The sequence below is a fragment of the Flavobacterium sp. LMO6 genome (assembly GCF_009495795.1).
In the GTDB taxonomy this organism is placed as follows: Bacteria; Bacteroidota; Bacteroidia; order Flavobacteriales; family Flavobacteriaceae; genus Flavobacterium.
In genome coordinates, this window is record NZ_WIBH01000007.1 from 46711 (window position 1) to 65454 (window position 18744).

The 18744-nt window shown below is 31.3% G+C and carries 17 protein-coding genes; 9 read left to right on the plus strand and 8 right to left on the minus strand.

The genetic code is table 11. The features are described 5' to 3' along the window. Positions 1-569: 569 nt before the first annotated feature. Positions 570-875 carry a hypothetical protein gene (locus GFJ99_RS08570; protein WP_153208360.1) on the plus strand — a complete coding sequence of 102 codons (306 nt, stop codon included), beginning with the start codon at positions 570-572 and terminating at the stop codon, positions 873-875. 17 nt (positions 876-892) lie between these two features. Here the strand turns inward: GFJ99_RS08570 and GFJ99_RS08575 are convergent, their stop codons facing one another. Together GFJ99_RS08575 and GFJ99_RS08580 are read right to left on the minus strand one after the other, a co-directional pair. Further along, on the minus strand, positions 893-2068 hold the full coding sequence (locus GFJ99_RS08575) for a GlmU family protein (RefSeq protein ID WP_153208361.1): 1176 nt from the start codon (positions 2066-2068) through the stop codon (positions 893-895). 141 nt (positions 2069-2209) lie between these two features. Continuing rightward, entirely contained in the window at positions 2210-2461 is a 252-nt protein-coding gene (locus tag GFJ99_RS08580) for a type B 50S ribosomal protein L31 (protein WP_008256814.1), read from the minus strand. 220 nt (positions 2462-2681) lie between these two features. Between GFJ99_RS08580 and GFJ99_RS08585 the strand changes: the two genes are divergently transcribed. From GFJ99_RS08585 to GFJ99_RS08605, 5 genes are all read left to right on the plus strand, one after another. Then, positions 2682-3221, plus strand: coding sequence for a DUF4199 domain-containing protein (locus GFJ99_RS08585; RefSeq protein ID WP_153208362.1), 540 nt, complete (start codon positions 2682-2684; stop codon positions 3219-3221). 4 nt (positions 3222-3225) lie between these two features. Next, the gene (locus tag GFJ99_RS08590; protein WP_153208363.1) at positions 3226-4167 is read left to right on the plus strand and encodes a glycosyltransferase family 2 protein; all 942 of its coding nucleotides are present in this window, start codon (positions 3226-3228) and stop codon (positions 4165-4167) included. Between the two features lie 40 nt (positions 4168-4207). Then, complete coding sequence (locus GFJ99_RS08595; protein WP_153208364.1) at positions 4208-5935, plus strand: phospho-sugar mutase; 1728 nt, start codon at positions 4208-4210, stop codon at positions 5933-5935. Beyond that, on the plus strand, positions 5936-7765 hold the full coding sequence (locus tag GFJ99_RS08600) for an ABC transporter ATP-binding protein (RefSeq protein ID WP_153208365.1): 1830 nt from the start codon (positions 5936-5938) through the stop codon (positions 7763-7765). A gap of 196 nt (positions 7766-7961) precedes the next feature. Then, positions 7962-8663, plus strand: coding sequence for a hypothetical protein (locus tag GFJ99_RS08605; protein WP_153208366.1), 702 nt, complete (start codon positions 7962-7964; stop codon positions 8661-8663). Here GFJ99_RS08605 and GFJ99_RS08610 read toward each other — a convergent pair. Genes GFJ99_RS08610 through GFJ99_RS08625 form a run of 4 tightly spaced genes read right to left on the minus strand, consistent with a single transcriptional unit; the run spans position 8660 to position 14322 of the window. Further along, positions 8660-9397, minus strand: coding sequence for an ion transporter (locus GFJ99_RS08610; RefSeq protein ID WP_153208367.1), 738 nt, complete (start codon positions 9395-9397; stop codon positions 8660-8662). The two genes, GFJ99_RS08605 and GFJ99_RS08610, sit on opposite strands and share 4 nt — an antisense overlap. Before the next feature lie 11 nt (positions 9398-9408). Further along, positions 9409-10122, minus strand: coding sequence for a hypothetical protein (locus tag GFJ99_RS08615; protein ID WP_008256797.1), 714 nt, complete (start codon positions 10120-10122; stop codon positions 9409-9411). Between the two features lie 39 nt (positions 10123-10161). Further along, entirely contained in the window at positions 10162-12624 is a 2463-nt protein-coding gene (locus GFJ99_RS08620) for a TonB-dependent receptor (protein WP_238990093.1), read from the minus strand. A gap of 15 nt (positions 12625-12639) precedes the next feature. Then, positions 12640-14322, minus strand: coding sequence for a M23 family metallopeptidase (locus tag GFJ99_RS08625; RefSeq protein ID WP_153208368.1), 1683 nt, complete (start codon positions 14320-14322; stop codon positions 12640-12642). A gap of 279 nt (positions 14323-14601) precedes the next feature. On the opposite strand from GFJ99_RS08625, the gene GFJ99_RS08630 reads away from it, so the two are divergent. The 3 genes from GFJ99_RS08630 (at position 14602) to rny (ending at position 16962) form a co-directional block, all read left to right on the plus strand. After that, positions 14602-14892 carry a hypothetical protein gene (locus GFJ99_RS08630; protein WP_153208369.1) on the plus strand — a complete coding sequence of 97 codons (291 nt, stop codon included), beginning with the start codon at positions 14602-14604 and terminating at the stop codon, positions 14890-14892. 7 nt (positions 14893-14899) lie between these two features. After that, complete coding sequence (locus tag GFJ99_RS08635) at positions 14900-15193, plus strand: cell division protein ZapA (protein WP_153208370.1); 294 nt, start codon at positions 14900-14902, stop codon at positions 15191-15193. Positions 15194-15399: 206 nt separating this feature from the next. After that, complete coding sequence (rny, locus tag GFJ99_RS08640) at positions 15400-16962, plus strand: ribonuclease Y (RefSeq protein ID WP_153208371.1); 1563 nt, start codon at positions 15400-15402, stop codon at positions 16960-16962. Positions 16963-17074: 112 nt separating this feature from the next. Here the strand turns inward: rny and xerD are convergent, their stop codons facing one another. Both xerD and GFJ99_RS08650 read right to left on the minus strand, forming a co-directional pair. After that, the gene (xerD, locus tag GFJ99_RS08645) at positions 17075-17974 is read right to left on the minus strand and encodes a site-specific tyrosine recombinase XerD (protein WP_153208372.1); all 900 of its coding nucleotides are present in this window, start codon (positions 17972-17974) and stop codon (positions 17075-17077) included. Between the two features lie 74 nt (positions 17975-18048). Beyond that, on the minus strand, positions 18049-18678 hold the full coding sequence (locus GFJ99_RS08650; protein WP_153208373.1) for a porin family protein: 630 nt from the start codon (positions 18676-18678) through the stop codon (positions 18049-18051). Between the last annotated feature and the right edge of the window lie 66 nt (positions 18679-18744).

Here is an 18744-nt window from a genome sequence, read left to right on the forward strand (position 1 = left end):
TAGACGAATGTCTAGCTTTTTATGAATTTTTATATTCCCCCTACAGAATTAAAAATTTCTATGATGTAAAATTAATATCATTTTCCATCCTGTATATATGAAAATTAACAAGTGGGTCATTTTAGGTAATAAGTGATAAATTTAGGTGTTTTATTAAAAATCGCACAATAGAAAACTAAAAATAGTACCAAAAAAAAGGCTAAACAAACGTCTAGCCTTTTATGAATTTTTATATTCCCCCTACAGAATTAAAAATTTCTATGATGTAAAACTAGCATCATTTTCCAACCCATGCATATGAAAATTAACAAGTGTACTTGTCTAGGTAATAAGTGACAAGTTTAGCTGTTTTTATTAAAAGTAGTACCAAATAAAAAAGCTAGACAAATGTCTAGCTTTTTATTAATTTTTATATTCCCCCTACAGAATTAAAAATTTTTATAATGTAAAAGTAATATCATTTTACAACTTGTGTACATGCAAATTAACAAGTGTACTTGTCTAGGTAATAAGTGGTAAAATGTAACTTTATTTGTAAAAATGCGTATAAGAAATAAACACAAATACTTATGGCAGGAGAGGGTTCAATGCTACATGCAATTAAAAGTTTAGCTTACAATAAGTCTTTAAGAAGCAGAAATAATCGTGTAACCTGGAAAGATTACAAAATCCAAGACCTAACTCCTGGAAACGATCCTATTACATCTACTCCTGAACAGCTAGAAGCTATTCGCTTTAGAATACAAACCGAAAACAAAAAAAGAAAGAAGTACCAAATAATATTGGCACTTCTCTCAATTATCGTTGCGATTTTGGTAATCTATTTAATAACAAAAATCAATTACGTAGGAATACAAATGAACTCTGGTTTATAGAAAAATTGACATATTGACTATTCTTTTCTGTATTTTTTAGTTTCTTCAAAAATGTGTTCTAAAATCTTAGCGTCTTCTTCTGAAAATTCAACATGTCTACGACTCATTACAACTTTAGCCACTTCAAAAGCTTTCTTAGTTAAATAAGTTGTAAAACCAGAAGCACCTCCCCAAGAAAAACTTGGCACAAAATTTCGCGGAAATCCAGAACCAAATATGTTTGCCGATACACCAACCACTGTTCCGGTGTTAAACATCGTATTAATACCACATTTACTATGATCGCCCATCATTAAACCACAAAACTGTAATCCTGTTTTTGCAAAACCTTCTGTTTCATAACTCCACAAGCGCACCTCTTCGTAATTATTTTTAAGATTCGAGTTATTAGAATCGGCACCAATATTACACCATTCTCCTAAAACAGAATTCCCTAAAAAACCATCATGTCCTTTATTAGAATAACCAAATAAAACCGAATTATTAACCTCTCCTCCTACTCTACAATGAGGCCCCACAGTTGTTGCTCCATATATTTTTGTAGCTAATTTTACTTGTGCTTCTTCACAAAGTGCAAAAGGTCCTCTTATTACAGAACCCTCCATAATTTCAGCATTTTTTCCAATGTAAATTGGTCCAGTTGAAGCATTTAAAGTCACAAATTCTAATTTTGCTCCTTCTTCAAGAAATATATTTTCTGGTGCTATAACATTTACTGATTTTGGAATTGGCTGTGATACTCTATCTTCTGTTAGTAAATCAAAATCTTCACGAATAGCTGCATCATTTTTAGCAAAAATGTCCCATGTATTTTCTATTCGTAAATAATCTGAAGTAAAATCTATAATTTCATAGGTGTCAAAATCTACTTCTTCTTGATTTTCATAAGTGTAAAAAGCAACTACTTCATCATTAATAAAAATAGCCTGATTGTTTTCTAAATTTTGAACCATTTCTACCAAAATAGGATTAGGCAAAAAAGAAGCATTAATCATAACGTTTTGTTCCATTTCAACCATAGGATACTTTTCCATTAAATACTCTTCTGTTAGAGTAGTTGTTGTAGTACCTAAATGTTTTTCCCATTTTTCTCGAATAGTTAAAATCCCAACACGAATATCGGCAACTGGACGAGTAAAAGTAAATGGAAGTAACGCATTGCGAACGGTTCCATCAAATAGTATATAGTTCATATTTTATTATTTTGTTGAGACAAGTCTTTGACTTGTCTGTACTTTTAATTTTTATTAGATTATAAATTCAAAAATACAATTTATTCCATAAAAAAAGCCTCACCTGAGTGAAGCTTTTCTATATTTTGAAAAAACAAAAAATTATTTTGCTTTTTTAGCGTATTTGCTGTTGAATTTATCGATACGACCTGCAGTATCAATAAGTTTAGATTTACCTGTGTAAAAAGGGTGAGACGTTCTTGAAATCTCCATTTTGAAAACTGGATACTCAACACCTTCGTGAGTAATAGTTTCTTTAGTTTCTACTGTAGATTTAGTAATAAAAACATCTTCGTTTGACATGTCTTTGAATGCTACTAATCTGTAATTTTCTGGGTGAATACCTTTTTGCATAATATAAATCTTTTTTATTTGCGATTACAACTTGTTCCGCGGCTTTACTTAAGTAAAGGTGTAAACAATTTATAACCTTTTGTTTATAAACTTTTTATTTGAGAGTGCAAAATTACATTTAATTTTTAATTTACCAATGTTTCTGTAACTTTTTTTTATTTTTTATCTCTAATAGAGTAACGATTAGAATTCTTATATTTGTAAATTAATTAAACCTATTATGACAGAAACACTATCTCCAGGCAAATCGGCAATAAATTATGCTATTACTTTTGGTATCATAATGATATTAGAATTTGTAATAATGTATGTTTTAGATATTAATCCACAAGAATCGCCTATAATTGGTGCTGCGATTAATATTCTTAATTATTTGGTTTTGCCATTCCTTTTCATTTATTTGGCAGCAAACCATTACAAAACAAAAATTAATCATGGCTTTATTTCATTAGGTGAAACATTAAAAATTGGGCTTACAATAAGTGCTCTTGCAGCTTTAATGTATGGTATTTTTTACTTAATATTTGATTTTATTTTTCCTGAATTTAAAGATGAATTGTTAAATCAAATTCAAGAAATTACAGTTAAACAAAATCCAAGTATGACTTCAGAACAATTAAAAATGTCAATGAAATTTGTCAAAATGTTTATGAATCCATATGTTGTTGTTCCATTTACAATTATAATGTATTGTGTTATTGGATTAATTCATTCATTAATTGTTGGAGTTATTGTAAAAAAAGACAAACCTGTATTCTAAATAAATGAATTTATCCATAGTTATCCCATTATTAAACGAACAAGAATCGTTACCCGAATTACACAATTGGATTGTGAAAGTTATGAATACTCATAACTTTTCTTATGAAATTCTATTTATTGATGATGGAAGTACCGATGCTTCTTGGCAAACTATTTCACAGCTTTCAAGTGAAAACCCAAATGTAAAAGGTATTCGTTTTCTTAGAAATTACGGAAAATCACAAGCGTTACATGCTGGTTTTGCAAAAGCAAAAGGCGATGTTATTATCACTATGGATGCTGATTTACAAGATAGTCCTGATGAAATTCCTGAGTTATTTCGTTTAATTAATGATGAAAACTATGATTTAATTTCGGGTTGGAAGAAAAAACGTTACGATTCGGTTGTGGCAAAAAACATTCCTTCAAAACTATTTAATTGGGCAGCTAGAAAAACTTCAGGCGTAAAATTGAACGATTTTAATTGTGGATTAAAAGCCTATAAGAATAGTGTTATCAAAAACATAGAAGTTTCGGGCGAAATGCATCGATACATTCCGGTTTTGGCAAAAAATGCTGGGTTTTCAAACATAGGTGAAAAAGTAGTGATTCATCAAGCCAGAAAATATGGCAATTCTAAATTTGGAATGAGCCGTTTTATTAATGGTTTCTTAGATTTAATTACCATTTGGTTTCTATCCACATTCGGAAAAAGACCCATGCATCTTTTTGGATTATTAGGATCTATCATGTTTATTATTGGATTTTTATTCGCTTTCTATTTAGGAATCGATAAATTATTCATCAACACTTCAGGAAGATTAATAACCGAAAGACCGCAGTTTTATTTGTCATTAACAGCAATGTTAATAGGAACACAATTATTCTTAGCTGGTTTTTTAGGTGAAATTATCCTACGAACAAAAAATAACGAAGAACGTTATAAAATTTCAGAAGAATTATAATATCACGAGAAAACATTAGTCTTCTCAAAACATACAGAATATGCATATCGAACAAAGTATTTTAAACAAAGTAAACGAGTGGTTAACTCCTACTTTTGACAACGCAACTCAAGACGCAATCAAAGAAATGATGACTTCGGCTCCAAAAGAGTTGGAAGAAAGTTTCTATAAAAATTTAGAGTTTGGAACGGGTGGAATGCGCGGTGTTATGGGTGTTGGAACGAATCGTATCAACAAATATACACTTGGAAAAAACACACAAGGTTTATCTGATTATTTACATAAATCATTTCCAAACGAGCAATTAAAAGTAGCTATTGCATACGATTGTCGTCATAACAGTAATACATTGGCTAAAGTGGTTGCTGATGTGTTTTCGGCAAACGGAATTCATGTGTATTTGTTTTCAGATATGCGCCCAACGCCAGAATTATCCTTTGCGGTTCGTTATTTGAATTGCCATGCCGGAATTGTGTTAACTGCCTCTCACAACCCACCAGAATACAACGGATACAAAGTATATTGGCAAGATGGTGGTCAATTAGTTCCGCCACAAGATGCCGAAATTATTAAAGTAATCGAAGATTTAAAATACAGCGAAATTAAGTTTGAAGCCAACAACAACTTAATTGAATATATTGATACCAAAGTGGATGAAGCTTTTGCTACTTCTACTATCGAAAACGCAAGTTTTAATACTAATGCAGAAGCTAAGGCGAATTTAAAAATCGTTTATACTTCGTTGCACGGAACATCTATCAAAGCCATTCCGAATGTTTTAGAAAAAGCTGGTTATACTGATGTACATATTGTTCCTGAACAAGCGGAACCTAATGGTGATTTCCCAACTGTAGTTTCTCCAAATCCAGAAGAACCAGAAGCGTTGTCAATGGCAATTACTTTGGCAGACAAAATTGGTGCGGATATGGTGGTCGGAACGGATCCAGATTCTGACCGTTTAGGTGTTGCTGTTCGTGATTTAGATGGAAAAATCAAATTGCTAAACGGAAACCAAACGATGGTTATCATGACGGCTTTCCTTTTAGAACAATGGAAACGCGCTGATAAATTCAAAGGAAATGAATTCATTGGTTCCACCATTGTTTCTACACCAATGATGTTAGAATTAGCAGCGGCTTATGATGTGGAATGTAAAGTTGGGTTAACAGGTTTCAAATGGATTGCAAAATTTATTAAAGATTTCCCAAATCAGAAATTCATTGGTGGTGGTGAAGAAAGTTTTGGCTACATGGTAGGCGATGCCGTTCGTGATAAAGATGCGGTTGCAGCTATCCTATTAGTGAGTGAAATTGCAGCTCAAGCAAAAGCTTCAGGAAGTTCGTTATATCAGGAATTATTGAATTTATATATTGATTTTGGATTTTATAAAGAATCTTTAATTTCGATTACTAAAAAAGGAATTGAAGGTGCTAACGAAATCAAACAAATGATGATTGATTTACGCGAAAATCCGTTGAAAGAAATTAACGGAGAGCGTGTAATTTGCATTGAAGACTATCAAACTGCAAAAGGGAAAGACTTCATGAACAATGAGGAATTTGAAATTAACATTCCAAAATCAAACGTATTAATTTATTATTTGGAAGACGGAAGTAAAATTTGCGCAAGACCAAGTGGTACCGAACCTAAAATTAAATTCTATTTCAGTGTAAATGGGGTTTTAGACACAATTGAAAACGCTGAATCAGTTGAAAAAGAATTAGATAACAAAATTGCAGGAATTATTTCGGCAATGAAACTAAACTAAATGGACGAAAATTTTAAAAAGATAATTCCGTTTGCAAAAAAATTCAAAGGACACATTTTTTGGAATGTGTTCTTTAATGTTTTGTATGCTTTGTTTAGCACACTTTCGTTTGTAGCGCTTTTCCCGTTAATGGAAGTTTTATTTAAAATGAATGAAGCTGTTACAGAATTACCAAAATATACTGGAATTTGGGAAGCAGGATCGTATGGAAAAGAATATTTACAATATTACATTACTAAATTATCAGTAGAAAACGGACCTCAATATGCACTATTACTAACAGTTGCATTAGTTATTTCTACCTTTTTATTCAAAAATATATTTAACTATTTTGCATCGCAACATTTAACAAAAGTAAAAAACGGAGTACTTCGTGATTTGCGTGAAAAAATGTACGATAAAATTATTTCTTTGCCGATTTCCTACTATTCTGAAAAAAGAAAAGGTGATGTTATGGCTCGAATGCTTGGTGATGTTAATGAAGTTCAAAATTCATTTTTCATGGTTTTAGAACTTATTGTAAAAGAACCTTTAACCATTGTTTTTGCCATTATTGCCATGATGCGAATAAGTCTCGAATTAACGCTGTTTGTTTTTATTTTTATACCTATTTCTGGATTTATTATATCTAAAATCGGGAAAAGTTTAAAATCAAAATCGCAAAATGCTCAAAAAGAAAACGGCTTTTTAATTTCGGTGGTAGAAGAAAGTTTAGGCGGATTAAAAGTGGTTAAAAGCTATAATTCTGAAAGCTATTTCAAAACTATTTTCAATGATTCAATTGATAGATTACTTCGATTGAATAATAGCATTGGAAAGAAAAACAATTTAGCTTCTCCTATGAGCGAATTTATGGGAATAGTTACAATTGCAACACTTTTATGGTATGGCGGAAATTTAGTATTAATTGATAAAACATTAAACGGAGCACTTTTTATTGTTTATCTCGGACTAGCTTATAACATTCTAACTCCAGCAAAATCAATATCTAAAGCATCTTATGCCGTTAAAAATGGACTAGCTGCTGCTGAACGTGTTTTTGAAATATTAGAAGTTGAAAATACAATTACCAACAAAGAAAATGCTATAATCAAAGATTCTTTCAACGAAAAAATTAGCATTGAAAACATCAACTTTAGATATGCTGAAGAAAATGTGTTGAAAAACTTTTCTCTAGAAGTACCTAAAGGGAAAACTGTGGCTTTGGTTGGGCAATCAGGTTCTGGGAAAAGTACAATTGCGAATTTATTAACGCGTTTTTATGATGTGCAAGAAGGAACCGTAAAAATTGACGGAATTGATATTAAAGATATGACGTTACATTCGCTTCGTGATTTAATGGGATTGGTTACTCAGGATTCTATTTTATTTAATGATTCGATTAAAAACAATATTCGCTTAGGAAAACAAGATGCAACTGACGAAGAAATTATTGCCGCTTTAAAAGTGGCGAATGCTTACGAATTCGTTTCAGATTTACCTAACGGAATTGAAACTAATATTGGCGATGCTGGTGGAAAACTTTCGGGCGGACAAAAACAACGTTTATCGATTGCAAGAGCTGTTTTGAAAAATCCACCGATTATGATTTTAGATGAAGCTACTTCTGCTTTAGATACAGAAAGTGAAAAGTTTGTTCAAGTGGCATTAGAAAATATGATGCAAAACCGAACATCAATTGTAATTGCTCACCGTTTATCTACTATTCAAAAAGCAGATAAAATTGTGGTAATGCAAAAAGGTGAAATCGTGGAACAAGGAACGCATGACGAATTATTAGCTTTAAACGGAACATATTCTAAGTTAGTGATGATGCAGAGTTTCGAGTAGATTAGCTCGCGGATTTAAACAGAATTTTGAATTTTAAATATATAAGTAACATAAATTTTAAAGTTTCGTATCTTTATGGATAAGTTCATTTAAGATTTACACACAAACGTGTCATCCCGTTAGGAATCTCTTTAATAATTGAATTTTGAACTTGTAATTGAATTTGATTTTTGAAATTGAAATTTGAAATTGAAAAATGTACATAAACAGCTCAAATATTACGTTACCCGATGACAATGATACCATTGTTTGGAAGTATTTGGACTTGTCTAAGTTTTTAGACATGTTGTTGTCGCGTCAGTTATTTATGTCACGCTCTGATAAGTTTGAAGATCAATATGAAGGCACGTTTTCGGAACCTACTTTTGAAGAAATCAAGAAAATAGCAGCTAATAACCCTAAGTTTTTAGATTATTATAAATCGCATCGTGAAAAAGTAGTCATAAGCAGTTGGCATATTAATGAATATGAATCGTTTGCCATGTGGCAGATTTTTACCCAAAATACAGAAGGATTAGCCATTCAAACTACTATTGGCAGATTAAAAGAAGCCTTGCTTTCTGAGAAAAAAACAGAGCAATACATTGGCGCTGTAAACTATATTGATTACAAAAAAGAGTTTATTCCGTTTGAGGATACATTTTTTCCATTTTTGTTTAAACGAAAAAGTTTTCAATACGAGCGTGAAATTAGAATAATATCTGACGTTTCAACAAGCGGAATGAAAATTGATAACGGTTTAAAAATTGACATTGACATCAATCAATTAATAGAAAAAATATACATTCACCCTAAAAGTGAAAACTGGTATAAAAATTTGGTAATTGAATTGGTTTCGAAATTAGGATTTGATTTTGAAATTGAAAAATCGGATTTAGAAAGTGATATTTTAATTTAGGAAAGTTCCTTTTCGTCATTGTCAATTTCGTCTTCTAATTGTCTCGCCTTACTTAATGCAGTTGCAACTAATCCAGCAGGGACAGTAACAACAGCTACACCTAACAATAAAACGAAAAAGGTAAATATTTTTCCACCAATTGTAATTGGATAAACATCTCCATATCCAACGGTTGTTAAAGTAACAATAGTCCACCAAAAACTGTGAGGAATCGATTTGAAAGATTCGGGTTGTGCTTCATTTTCAAAATAATAAATTCCTGATGAAACAATGAAAATAAAAATCATTATTATTATCAAAAAAAGAATAACTTCTTCCTTTACAATTTTGGCAGCGACTCCAAAACGTTTTAATGCTCTATTATACCTAACAATTTTTAAAGCTCGGAAAATTCTAAAAATTCTAAATGACCTTAACGATCTTAAATCTAATCCGAAATTTAAATAGAAAGGTAGAATTGCGAATAAATCAATTATTCCATAGAAACTAAAAACATACTTAAATGGTTCTTTAGCAACATATATTCTTATCAAATATTCAAAAGAAAACACTAAAACAGAAATCAACTCAATCCAATTTAAAATTGAAATTAAACTCTTAGAATTATTCGGTAAAGTTTCTATAGTGAAGGCAATTAAAGATACGAAAATTAATAATTGAATGATATAATCAAAAACTTTTCCGTTGAAAGTTGTATTATCCTCAATAACGCTTCTTAATTTTTCTTTATTCAAGTCTACAGATTTTAATTCGGAGTATACATTTCCACTTTCCAATCGTCTGATAACAAGTTTACATAGTGATAATGAACTTTATCATTTTTATCAAAAGCACCGTTTTTGTTGATATCTTCAATACATCTAAAATACAAACGATTTTGCGCTTCAATAATATTCCAGTCGATTAATTCTTGAAATTCTTCTGAAAGTTTTGTGAAATTCTCTCCACTTGCTGTACTTAAATACAATGACTTAATATCGTTTTGATTAATTTTACCATCTTTATTCGTATCAGAATCTACTAAAGTATAAACAAATATTTGTTTTTTAGTTTTTGCAGCAATTCCGTCTAAAAAAGTAGCAGTTTGAATTTGGATTTTTTTATCGGTTAATGGCTTTGCATTTGTAGAATCGATATGTTGGAAATTTAAATTATCAAAAAAACCAGTAATTTCAAAACGATTGTAATTAGAAATAGCATAACTCACTTGATTGGTTTTACTACTACCATATACTTTACTATTCGTATCGTACACCCTAACATCGCCAATAGGATGAATCAGATATTTTGTTCCTTCCATTAAGATAGGCAAATCGGCAATTTTTATTGAACCACTATCTCTTACAACCACTTCCGATTTAGCTTTACCTTCTTCGTAAATTACTTTTGGTGTTGTTTCTTCTTTTTTACAACTAATTAAAGCTGTAAATAAAACTAATGAAAAAAGAATATGTTTCATTCTGAAATTTTTATAGTCAAATATACTAAAAAACATTGATTACAACCTTGCAACTAATTTTATATTAAAAACTCGTGTGGTCATATAATTTGGAATTCCGTATTGCGATTTTGTATACACGTCTCTTACCCAAGTATTCGTAATTGAATTTTGATTGTTGAATAAGTTAAAAATTTCTAATCCCAATGACAATTCATTAAAAGGTTTTAACCACACTTTAGATGACTTTATTTTTTCATCTTTAAACACAAAAGAGAAACCAACATCGGCTCTTCTGTAATCATTTAAACGCAATTGATAAGCATACGGATCTGCATATGATGGCGAACCTCCTGGCAATCCTGTGTTATATACTAAATTTAAATACAATCTTAGGTTGGGAATATTTGGCATATAATCTTGAAATAAGACTCCAAATTTTAATCGCTGATCTGTTGGACGAGCTATAAAACCTTTCCCATCCTGATTTTCTTCTGTTTTTAAATAACCAAAACTAAACCAAGATTCTGTTCCTGGTACAAATTCTCCATTTAAACGCGCATCAAATCCGTAAGCATACGCTTCAGCATTGTTGTTAGCTCTGTATCTAATACGCACATTATCAATTGTATATGTATTTACATCTGTAATATTTTTATAATACGCTTCGGAAACCAATTTAAATGGTCGGTTCCACATTTTAAAACTATAATCGTTACTTAACACCACATGAATTGATTGTTGCGCTTTTACATTCGTTTGCACAACTCCTTCATAATCGCGAAGTTCTCTGTAAAATGGTGGTTGGTGATACAATCCTCCTGATAAGCGAAACAGCATATCTTTGTCCCAGTTGGGTTTAAAAGCAAACTGAACCCTTGGAGAAAATGTAATTTGTCTATCGCCTTTAGGTCTTCCATCTGCATCTACTTGCCATTGATGAGCACGAACTCCGGCATTCATCCAATATTCGTGTTCGCCAATATTCCCTCTGTAATTCCATTGAAAGTAGCCCGAAAAACGATTAATTCGGGTATAATTTGTAGCTCTAACATTTTGATAAGGCGCTAATGGTCCCACATATGGATTGTAAGGTTGATCATTTTGATAGTCTAAAATAGGATTTGGCAATGAAAAACCAGCAGAATCTATCACTTCCCATTCTACTAATCGATCTCTAATATCTTCAATAGTTAATTTTGCTCCCCATTCCAACTGAGATTTTTCATTTAGTTGGTGAAACCCTTTTACTTCGGCATTTACAATTAAAGCATCTAAATCGTTACGAGCATGATTTAACTGCGAACCTATTCCGCGGGTAAAAACAACATCTCCAAAAGATTCAGAACCAATATTTGCATCTACTTCACCTAAGCGATATTGCGCTAAAATATCGTAATATTCTTGCTCTTGCGTATGATAACCCGAAAGAATGAATTTTAATTTATTATTTTCATTATACTCATAAACTGCTTTTCCCGCACCAAAAAAAGTTCGGTATTGATCCTTTTCTTGACCTTCATAAAATACCAATAAAGCAATTGGTTCATCAATAGTTCCAAAATTAGTTTGACGCGTTAAAGGCTGATAATTGTATGTGTTTTGAGATATATTTCCTAAAAAACTAAAATTCCATTTGGTTGAAGCATTGAAATTTAACAATGTTTGTACATCAAAAAAAGTAGGTCTAAAATTGGTTTGTGTTTCCTGACTATTTACCAAAAGGCTATTATCTCTATATCGAACCCCTGTTATATTACTCCATTTTTGATTTTTAGAAACTCCTTCAATGGTAAGACTACCACCTAAAAAACTAGCTTCAAGATTTGCTGCAAATTGCTTTGGTGTTCTATAAGTTATATCTAAAACCGATGATAATTTATCTCCATATTTAGCCTGAAATCCACCTGCTGATGCATCAACATTATATACCATATCGGTATTGGTAAAACTCAAACCTTCTTGTTGTCCAGAACGAATTAAAAACGGACGATATATTTCTATTTCATTGACATAAACCAAGTTTTCATCGTAATTTCCACCTCTAACCGCATAAGAAGTACTTAGATCATTATTGCTATTCCATCCAGGAAGTGTTTTCAAAATATTTTCAATTCCGGGATTTGCCCCTGGAATTTTTCTAATAACAACGGGGTCAATTGCGGTAATTCCTTCGATACGTTTTTTACTATCTGCCGTAATAAATACCTCGCCAAACTCTTCTACTTTCGAATTCATCACCGGATTCAATTCAAAATCTTCATTTGGCTTAAGTTTTAACTCTAGCGTTGTCTTTTTTAATGAAACGTGAGAAAACGTAATGGCAACTTTTTTATTGGCATCAATTTCTAAAATATAAAAACCATTTTCATTGGAAACTGTTACCTTTTCTCCAACTTTTACCATTACATTTTCAACCGGATTGTTAAATTCATCTAAAATAACCCCTTTAACTCTGGCTTTTTGAGCCAAAAGTGTCGTTGAAAACAATGCAATAATGAGTACTAAAAATATATTTTTCAAAAGAATTCGTTTTAATTATCTAAAAAAGTAAGATTCAAAGGTAGTAGAATTTTGTAAATTATCAGTAACAACTAACTTGAAATCGTTTCTACCTTGAACGTAAATACCATCGTCTAAATTGTGCACTAGTTTTTTTGTTTTATAATCATATTCTAACAAAATCCATTTTCCATTCAAATATCCATTATAGGTATTAATTCCCGATTGTAAATCACTGACAGAAACACTAATTGTTTTTTGTTCTTTTATCGTTTTACCTTCTACAAAATTTACATTATAAATTCGGGGTGGTGTTATATCTTGTGCCAACTTAAACTTTCCTAAAGTTCTTGTTTTTATCGAAAACGTGTTCCCTTTTCTATACGTTCTATTGTAATCTAATTTATAACCATCTAATGTAGCAATATATGTTTTTGCTAATTGTTCTTCGGTTAAACCTTTTACATCATTAAAAGTAATGGTAATGTTTTTATGAACAGGTACACTATCGTCGTGCAATGTTAAAACATCATTAGCAACATCAAAATTCAAGTAAAAATTAGAATAAAAAGCATTTTCTGGAATTTGTACCGAAACATTTTCTTTCTCAAATATAGCTTCATTTTTAGCTTTAACAAAATAAGGTGTTTTTTTAATCTCCTTTTTAATTGCTATCTCAGTACTATAAAAAGTTATTGGAAGTATTAATTCTACTTTATTTCCATGAAAATCATACAACTCAACTCTATAGTTATAATTTGCGCCGGGTTGTACTTTTATTGTGCCATCTTTTTTATTATCTGCAACAATTGAAAGTGGATAATCTGTTAGTTGAAAAAGTTTTTGTACACGTTGCCCCATTAAATGAAAACGTTCATAATCGATAAAATTATTAATGTATCTAGATTCATCGAACGCAAAACCATCAAAATCATATTGGTAATACAAAACACCGTTTAAATACGCTTTTACTTTGTATAGTCCGTTTTTATTGTAGCCATTTGTGCAAAAATCATACGCATTAATTCCAAAACCGATTTTACCATTTGCATGAACTTTTGTTCCTAAATAACTTCCGTCTGATTGCTTAGAAAAATTGACTTCAATGGGTTTTTGCGACTTATTTACAACAGTAGAATCTAAAGGATAAACCACAACACCTTGAATAACTGGTTTTCTTTCATCTTTTAATAATTTCTTAAAACCAAAATGCAACGGATTTAAAATTTCTTCCGATTTTGTATTTCGAAACTCAAAATGTAAATGAGGAGCACCACTTCCACCAGTATTTCCAGTAAAAGCTATAATATCACCTTTTTTAACAGGCAATTCTGTAGGATACAAATACATTTCTACTTCATACGAATTTTCTTCATATTGCTTTTTCTTAATGTAGTTTTGAATTGCTCCGTTAGCCGCTTGTAAATGTCCGTAAACCGAAGTGTAGCCATTTGGATGCGTTATATAAATAGCTTTTCCATAACCAAATGTAGAAATTTTAATTCGGGAAACATAACCATCTCCGGCGGCATAAACAGGTAAACCTTCTACTCCTTTTGTCTTAAAATCTAAACCAGAATGAAAATGATTGCTTCGTAATTCTCCAAAAGAACCCGACAAATCGAGCGGGATATCTAAAGGAGATTGAAAATAATCTTGAGGAAAATCCTGACTAAAAACAAAAAGTGGAACAAGTAAAAAGGCTAATAAAAATTTCATATGGAGTGTTTGTCTATTTCAAAAGTTGGAGGATATTGCATGTAAAAATTGGAGGATACAAACTACAATTTATAGTTAGTAATCTCATTGTTTTATGTTTTGCGCTAAATTAATAAAAATTATGATAGATAAAGTAAACAAAAACCATACCTTTAATAATGAATTAATTTCCAATAAGTTACAAATTATAAAAATTAATTCATAAAATTTAGTAAAAAGTATTGCTATTTTTGAATACTAATGCTAACTTTGTGAAATAATGAATGAATTGTATCATTAATGAATGGATTATCTGAATTAATTGATTCTCTAGAAGTTAAATTTTTTAAGCTCAATCAAAAAGTGGCTCAGCTTCAAAAGAAAAACGTAGAGTTGCAAGAAGAATTGTTGCTTTCTAAAAAAAATCAACAAGAGCAATCAGGCGAAGTAGAAGCTTTAAAGAACCAATTGGATACTCTTAAAATGGTAAACTCATTATTAGGCAGTGAAGAAAACAAAAGAGAAACAAAACTCAAAATAAATTCATTAATTCGAGAAATCGATTATTGTATAGCCCAACTTTCTGATTAGAAAGCATATGAGTGAAAAACTGAAAATTAAATTATCAATTGCAGATCGTGTGTATCCATTAACCGTGGATCCATCACAAGAAGAAGGTCTACGAAGTGCTACTAAAAAAATAGAAGCCATGATTAAACAGTTTGAACAAAGTTATGCCGTTAGAGATAAACAAGATGTTTTGGCTATGTGTGCTTTGCAATTTGCAGCACAAGTAGAACAAAAACAAATATCGGGCTCGCAAGACAATGAAACAGCTTTAACCAGATTACAAAATTTGGATAAAAAATTGAGCGAGTTACTTTCTAAATAAATACGTTCTTACAATAACAAAGATACTGCCTACATTAGTATATATTTGATAAACTCAACACTAACAAATTAAACGAGTGAATCTTTGCAACTATAACAGGCCCTTTAGTGGGAAGTTTGAACTGCAGGTTAGCTTAAATCTTGTATAACAGAGTTTATACAAACACCTAATGTAGGCTTTTTTTATATAATTTTTTAACACATATAATGGATATACTAAGCATAATAATTGGAATTGTTGTCGGGATTGCCGGAGGTTTTGGAATTGCTAAATTTTTAGAAAAAAGCAATGTTTCCAACCTTATTAAAAACGCAAAAAAAGAAGCAGGTTCTATTTTAAAAGACGCTAAAACAGAAGCCGAAGCCACTAAAAAAGAAAAAATTCTGCAAGCAAAAGAGAAGTTTTTAGAACTTAAAGCGGAACACGAACAAGTTATTTTAGCTAGAGATAAAAAAACAACTGAAGCCGAAAAAAGAACTAGAGATAAAGAATCTCAAATTTCTAATGAGTTAGCAAAAGCTAAAAAAGTTAACGATGAAGCAGAAAGCAAAATTGCGGAATACGCTGCTAAAATTGAACTTTTAGAGAAAAAACAGCAAGAAGTTGACAAATTACATAAAAGCCAAGTAGAACAATTAGAAGTGATTTCTGGTTTATCTGCTGAAGATGCTAAAAACCAATTAGTAGAAAGTTTAAAAGCTGAAGCTAAAACAAATGCTATGTCTTTCATTCAAGACACTGTAGAAGAAGCGAAAATGACAGCTCATCAAGAAGCTAAGAAAATCATTATTAGTACTATTCAACGTGTAGGAACAGAAGAAGCAGTTGAAAATTGTGTTTCTGTATTCAACATTGAGTCTGATGATGTTAAAGGTAGAATTATTGGCCGTGAAGGTCGTAACATTAGAGCTTTAGAAGCGGCAACTGGAGTTGAAATTATTGTTGATGATACACCAGAAGCAATTATCTTATCTTGTTTTGATCCTGTTAGAAGAGAAATTGCTCGTTTAGCGCTACACAAGTTAGTAACCGACGGTCGTATTCACCCTGCTCGTATTGAAGAAGTTGTGGCTAAGACAGCTAAACAAATTGACGAAGAAATTATTGAAACAGGTAAACGTACTGTAATTGATTTAGGAATCCACGGATTACACCCTGAATTAATTAAAGTTGTGGGTAGAATGAAATACCGTTCATCTTACGGACAAAACTTATTACAACACTCGAGAGAGGTAGCTAAGTTGTGTGGTATTATGGCAGCAGAATTAGGATTAAACGTTAAATTAGCTAAAAGAGCTGGTTTGTTACACGATATTGGAAAAGTACCTGATACTGAAAGCGAATTACCACACGCAATCTTAGGAATGCAATGGGCTGAAAAATACGGTGAAAAAGAAGAAGTTTGTAATGCAATTGGAGCTCACCACGACGAAATTGAAATGAAATCATTGATTTCGCCAATTATCCAAGTTTGTGATGCTATTTCTGGAGCGCGCCCTGGTGCAAGAAGACAAGTATTAGATTCTTACATCCAACGTTTAAAAGATTTAGAAGATATCGCTTTTGGATTTAACGGAGTTAAAAATGCTTATGCAATTCAGGCAGGTAGAGAATTACGTGTAATTGTAGAAAGCGAAAAAGTATCTGATGATGCAGCCGTAAACTTATCGTTTGATATTTCTCAAAAAATTCAAACTGAAATGACATATCCTGGTCAAGTGAAAATTACAGTAATTAGAGAAACAAGAGCTGTGAATATTGCTAAGTAAGTTTTAGTTTTCAGTCGCAGTCGCAGTTGACAGATAAAAAAAAGATGTTTCAAAATTGAAACATCTTTTTTTTGTACGTTATAGTACTGTGACTGAAAACTGAGACTGCTAACTATTTACGTGGATGATAGTTATTCAATACCTCTGAAAGGAATTTTCTATCCAAATGCATATACACTTCTGTAGTCGTTATAGACTCATGTCCGAGCATTAATTGTATGGAACGTAAATCGGCTCCATTTTCTAATAAGTGAGTTGCAAAAGAATGCCTGAACGTGTGCGGACTAATGGTTTTATTTAAATTAATTTTTACGGCTAAATCCTTAATAATCGTAAAAACCATAGCGCGAGTTAATTGTTTACCTCTCCTATTTAGAAAAAGTGTGTCTTCATGTCCTTTCTGAACCGTATAATGCACTCTAATTAAATTCATATACGACGTAATGTATTTTATTGTAGAACCACCTACAGGAACAAAACGCTGTTTATTTCCTTTGCCTGTTATTTTAATAAAGCCTTCTTCAAAAAATAAATCAGATATCTTTAACCCAACCAGTTCAGAAACACGTAAACCACAACTGTACAAGGTTTCTAACATTGCTCTGTTACGCTCTCCTTCTGGTGTAGATAAATCGATTGCAGCAATTAAAGCGTCTATTTCCTCTGTAGCTAAAGTATCGGGTAATTTTCTACCGGTTTTAGGTACTTCAATTAATTCAAGTGGCGTGTCTATTCTATAATCCTCAAAAACCAAATAATTAAAAAAACTTTTTAATCCTGAAATGAGTCGCGACTGACTTCTGGCATTTACTTTTGACGCTATTTCATAAATGAATTGTTGAATGGTTTCTTCTGAAATATGAATAGGTGAAACCTGAATATCATGAGTATTTAAAAACACAACCAGTTTTTCAATATCAAACGTGTAATTTTCAATGGTATTTTTAGACAGACCACGTTCTAAACGCAGATAATTTTGATATTCTTTAATATACGATTGCCAAGTACTCATGTACCAAAAATAGACAAATTATAGGAATAAAAAAATCCCGCCGAAGCGGGATAAATAATAGATATTTAAAACTATTAGAATCTAAACCCTAATCCTAATTGGAATACTGAATTTTTAATATTATCTCCTTCACCAGTATCTCCTATTTGCGACAAACCACCTTGATATCTTGCATTAGCAAAAATAACATCTGAAAACTCATAGTTCATACCCAAAGCAATTCCAAAATCTGTCGACTTTACTAAATCTTTCATATCTTCAGTTGCAGAACCAAAACCATTAACATCAACTTTTATCTTAGCTGTTGTTAAAAAACCAATATAAGGACCTGCTTCTAATGAGAATTTTTCTACAACATTATATTTAAACATTACAGGAATATTAATGTAATTAAATTTCATTGTAGCCTTTACATCATATAAACTACCATCAATCACCAAAGGTCCCTCTGACTTTGAACCTTGAGCTGAGTATAAAATCTCTGGCTGAATTGTTAATTTTTCTGTAACTGGAATTTCAACAAAAAAACCTGCATTAAAACCAACGAACATGTTAGCATCGCCAGCATCATCGCCAACAATATTTGCTAAATTAATTCCTCCTTTTGCTCCAAATTTTACTTCTGAAGTTGATTTTACTTCCTCTTGAGCACTCATAAAACCGAAGGCCATCATAGCTACGGTTGACAATAAAACTTTTTTCATATTAAATTGATAATGATAAATAATACGCAAAGGTATTTAAAAAAGAAAGAAATTTAGTACGTAAAA